We start from the raw sequence: 4,478 nt of genomic DNA, 5'->3' as shown, positions 1-4,478 counted from the left end.
TGCCGGTGCCTTGCGCGGCCTCGCCGGCCATCGCCACCGGGCGCGCTGGGCGGTGGCCGGCGTCGAACCCCAGTTGCCGCTGTTCGCCGGCCTGACGGCCCGCGATGAACCCCCGGTGAGCCTGCCGCCGCCCACGGTCAGCGAGGAACTGTTCACCGACTACGCGACCCTGGGCACCACCCTCGGTCCGCATCCGCTGGCGCTGCTGCGCCGCCAGCTCGAGAGCATGCGCTGTCGCAGCTCGCGCGAACTGCGCGACTCCGAACCCGGCCGCCCGCTCAGCGTCGCCGGCCTGGTCATCGGCCGCCAGCGCCCGCAAACCGCCAGCGGCGTGATCTTCGTGACCCTGGAGGACGAGTTCGGACTGATCAATGTGATCGTCTGGCACGACCTGGCCGAACGCCAGCGCCGGGTCCTGGTGCAGTCGCAGATGCTGCGCATCGACGGCCATCTGGAAGCGGCGAATGGCATCCGCCACGTCATCGCCGGCCGACTGACGGATCTCACCCCGCTACTAACGGGGTTGGATGTGCGGAGTCGGGATTTTCATTAACGGTGCCTGTATGCCGGCCGCCGCACCGGCATGGTCTGCAAAGGAGGAACACGAAATTTGGATATAGAGAAGGACTACCGACGCTTCTCAAAGAACTGATCGATCGAGGCCGAAAAAATCGGCCGCATCGCGCAGTCCAAGAACATCGAGTGTTCCAGATCTAGCTGCTCTTTCAATGACGCCGATTGAGCATGTAAAAGCAGCGTTTTCGTAGCTCGTATTACATGCGTAGGCATCCTTCAAGCGTCCGGACGCAGCGCCGACATCGCCGATGCGGCGCGGCGCCTGGCGATCGCCAAGATGACCAACAGCGGGCAGATCTGCGTTTCACCGGACCTCGTCTACATCGCAATCGAGCACAAGCAGGCGTTCATCGATGCGTTCCGTGCCGCAGTGATCTCGCTCTATCCGAACGCCAACGGCAATCCGGACCTCGTGGCGGATCCACGACGCGATTTTCTCCACGAGGATCTCGCGCGCCGAGCGCTCCATTGCTAGGTGTGGAATGAAAGTTCCGAAGTTGAGCTGATAGGTCCAGATCCGCTGAACCATCAGCCCGATGGTCTCAGCTCGCCAAGTCCGCCAAGTCCGCCAAGCCCTGATAAACCTTCCCCATTCGCAGTAGTAGGGCCTGAACATCCTTGCCGAACAACACAGTGATCCCATCCTGGTTGTCGGCAAGGTGAGCGTTTAGGGAGGTTCTGGGTAAGCGGCTTCAGGAACTCACCATGGATACGCCCGGCCCAACTTCGGACACCGAGCCCCCCACCGATTGTGATGCAGACGCTGACAGTACTAGCCAGATACTGATTCAGCCTCGCGCTGGCGAACCCGCCTCTGAGCTCCTGACGTTGGCCGAGGTCGCCAAGGCCCTGAAGATCGGTCGCAGCGGATGTTTTGAACTGCGCCGGCGGGATCCAAACTTCCCGAAGCCGATCACCAATGGCAGCAATCCCCGAAGTCGCGTGTATTTCGTACGGCAGGAAATCGAAGCGTACCTGCGCTTGCCACGGTAATGCGCTTGCATTACCGTACACTCAAACAGCCCTGATCCGCAGGAGATCTGCCATGGCCGCGTCCCTCGAAGCCGAATCCACCCTCACCGATCGCTACCAAACCACGGTGCCGGAAACCGTCCGTCGCGCCCTGAAGCTGGGCAAGCGCGACAAGATTCACTACACCATTCGCCCCGGCGGAGAGGTGGTGCTTACGCGTGCCGATATCCCTGACGACGATCCGGTGCTCGGTCAATTCCTCGGCTTTCTGGCTGCCGACCTCACCCGCCATCCCGAGCGGCTGCAATCTGTTGATGCCGGTCTCGTCCAGCGGCTGCAATCATTGGTCGGCGGGGTCGATGTCGATCTTGATGCCGCCCTGTCGGCGGACGATGAATGAGCACAGGAAAGCCCGAGCCCCTGGTCATCCATGGCTGGACAGTCTTTGCCCATCCCCTCTTCCTTGCACAGATTGAAGCCCTGGCGCAGCAGGTCGAGGCCCTAAAGCAAAAGGACCCTGTCGGGTATGTGAAGAAGAACGCCAGTAAACGACTGGCGGCGATTCTCAAACTGGCGTTTGACGTTATCCCCCAAGATCCGGCTCGAGCGGAATACCGTCAGGGTGCGACCCTTGGTGAGGATCACAAGCACTGGTTTCGGGCCAAGTTCTTTCAGCAGTACCGGCTGTTCTTTCGCTACCACGCGCCGAGCAAGGTGATTGTTTACGCCTGGGTGAATGACGAGGACACCAAACGCGCCTACCAAAGTAGCGACGACGCCTACCGGGTATTCCGCAGAATGCTGGAGAGTGGACACCCGCCCGATGACTGGGACCAGCTTCTTGTGGAGGCACGAAAGGAATCGCTGCGCCTGCGGGGATCATTGGCAAAGGCAGCAATCGTGCAGTGATAGCGACTCTGTCGCTCGGCACTTTTGGCGGCACAGCATCGGTGCCTTGCCCTACTCCACAAGACGCAGATACGGGTTGTTCGGCGGCAGCTCATCGAACAGCACCCCGGCGTCCGCCAGCAGGTAGCCATGCAGCGTCCGCGTTCTACGCGAGCCGCTCACCGCGCAATGCCAGATATTCAGCCCGTCGGGCTGTTTACGGTGCAGGCGCAACTTCTCGAAGCGTCGTTGCGCCCACTCCCAGTCCGGCAGACCCTCGCACTTCGCCAGATAGGCGGTTTGCGGGTGTTCCTGGGCATAGCGCTGGAACACCCCGGGAGTCACCAGATAGGCCGTATCAGCCACTGTGTGCACCAGCGCTCTGGCGTCATTGATGATCAGGCGGCGCGACTGGATCGATTGCCGCAGCCAGGCGATGAAGTGCTCTCCGGATGGAGTTGCATCGACCGGTGAGCCAACCGCGGACGTCGGCTCCGGCCCAGCCTCCTCTATCCCAAGCATCGCCAACAGGTCGCCCACCGCATCGGCCGGCTCTGGCACGAACTCAGCGTCGGGTGGCTGCGGTGCGGGACCGTCGGATGCCGGCGTCGAATCCTGATCCGGCCGCGCCTTCGGCTCGTCCACCACGAGGGCGCCAGCGAAAGGCTCCGGCCGCTCAGCGGCCTCCCAGATCAACGCGGGCGACAGTCGCAGGAAGGTGAAGCTGTTGGTCCAGCCACCCGGGCTGGCCACAGTGGCCTTCCAGATGGCTTTGCCCTCGGGCGTGGGTTGCGCGATGCCATGCTCCTGCAGCACATCGAAGACCGACGTGTTGCTGCTGGGAATGCCATCAACGCCCTGCGACAACAGGTGCGCCCGCAGCTTGTCGGATACCGTTTTGCTGACCAGCCACAGGCCGTCCTGGGTCAGCCAGCCATCCGATGCCTGGGGCTGGTTGATCTTCAGGGTTTCCCGCAGCAGGTAGCGCAGTCCCTCGAGCAGCTTGCGCTGCAGGGCGTGCCGGGGCGCAGCCATTGCCTTGGCCGGGTCACCGCCGAGGGCCTGGGCGACCGAGGCCTGGTCCGCCTGGCTGACCAGTTCGCCCAGAACACCGGCGTGCTCGTACTGACCGGCCAGCACATAGAGCAATGCCGCCCACAGCTCCGGAAAGCCGCTGAGCCAATCGAGGATGTGGCGATCGAGCACCCGGGTGTAGAGCAGCCCGGTGGCGGCGCCGTGCAGGCGATACTCGCGGGATGCGCGATAGCGGAAACGGTAGGGACGCCGCAACGGGCCATGCCACGGATGCCAGATCTGGCCGTCTTCGTATTCCACGTGCAGATCGACGGCGATCTTGCCGATGTCGTGCAGCAGCGCGGCATAGGCGACTGCGGCGCTCCAGGCCTCGGCCTGGGCGACCTGCGCCTCCGGGGTCACGCCGGTGGGCAGCAGATGGGATTGCCGCAGCTTCAGCGCATACGCGACGATCTCGAGTCCGTGATCCAGCATGCCGCCCGGGTAGGCATGGTGGTGCGTCTCCGAGGCCGGCAACTGCTGTACCAGCTCGGCGTAGCGCTCGAGCGGCCCCTGGTAAAGCGCGGCGAACTGCTGGTGCGAAAGCGACGTCCGCTGCCAGATATGCTCCAGCAAGTGTTGTCGCCGGGGTGTCGCCAGGAGTCTGCTGGCAGACTCAGGCAGGAGCAGTTGCTCCGGAAGCGCCGGACCTGTTCCTACCTCTTGCTGGATAGCCGCCGTCTTGATTGGCTTCTGCCGAAACAGCGCGAACAGCACTGGACGCAGCCAGCGCGACCTTTTGCCTTTTTCGGATAGGGCCTTTCCCCTTGCCGCCATTCCCTTGCCTCGTCCCCTTTTGGGATTTGGCTTAAATCAGCGAGGCTCAGCCCACCAGCGCCAATCCGTGCTGAGGCTGGTCCTTTTGAAGCTGAGGTAGATGAGCGGATTCGCCAAGGCGCCCATCTATGGTGGCTCTGTAGTGGTCAACCCATCCCGGACAGTGGGTTAAGTTTTTTCTCGGCCACGGC

General features: G+C 62.9%; 6 protein-coding genes. 5 read left to right on the top strand and 1 reads right to left on the bottom strand.

Translation table 11 applies throughout. From position 1 onward, the window contains the following. The 5 genes from AS93_RS19745 to AS93_RS0117405 all read left to right on the top strand — a co-directional run. Window positions 1-553 (top strand): OB-fold nucleic acid binding domain-containing protein (locus AS93_RS19745; protein WP_037009918.1); only part of this gene is annotated, 553 nt, incomplete at its 5' end. Between the two features lie 300 nt (window positions 554-853). Continuing rightward, window positions 854-1,051, top strand: a complete 198-nt coding sequence (locus AS93_RS20425; RefSeq protein ID WP_155956185.1) for a hypothetical protein — start codon at window positions 854-856, stop codon at window positions 1,049-1,051. Between the two features lie 230 nt (window positions 1,052-1,281). After that, the gene (locus AS93_RS19740) at window positions 1,282-1,569 is read left to right on the top strand and encodes a hypothetical protein (RefSeq protein WP_155956184.1); all 288 of its coding nucleotides are present in this window, start codon (window positions 1,282-1,284) and stop codon (window positions 1,567-1,569) included. A 52-nt stretch (window positions 1,570-1,621) separates the two neighbouring features. Next, on the top strand, window positions 1,622-1,948 hold the full coding sequence (locus AS93_RS0117410; protein WP_027591778.1) for a type II toxin-antitoxin system PrlF family antitoxin: 327 nt from the start codon (window positions 1,622-1,624) through the stop codon (window positions 1,946-1,948). Beyond that, window positions 1,945-2,457, top strand: coding sequence for a type II toxin-antitoxin system YhaV family toxin (locus tag AS93_RS0117405; RefSeq protein ID WP_027591777.1), 513 nt, complete (start codon window positions 1,945-1,947; stop codon window positions 2,455-2,457). The genes AS93_RS0117410 and AS93_RS0117405 overlap by 4 nt, the downstream gene beginning before the upstream one ends. Before the next feature lie 51 nt (window positions 2,458-2,508). Here the strand turns inward: AS93_RS0117405 and mobH are convergent, their stop codons facing one another. Beyond that, window positions 2,509-4,224 (bottom strand): MobH family relaxase, encoded by a 1,716-nt coding sequence (gene mobH, locus AS93_RS0117400; RefSeq protein ID WP_027591776.1) that lies wholly within the window; start codon window positions 4,222-4,224, stop codon window positions 2,509-2,511. Window positions 4,225-4,478 lie beyond the last annotated feature (254 nt).

The organism is Pseudomonas sp. RL, from assembly GCF_000647775.1.
GTDB lineage: Bacteria > Pseudomonadota > Gammaproteobacteria > Pseudomonadales > Pseudomonadaceae > Serpens > Serpens flexibilis.
Note: the sequence above shows the minus strand (reverse complement) of the source record. Positions and strands in the feature narration are given on the sequence as shown.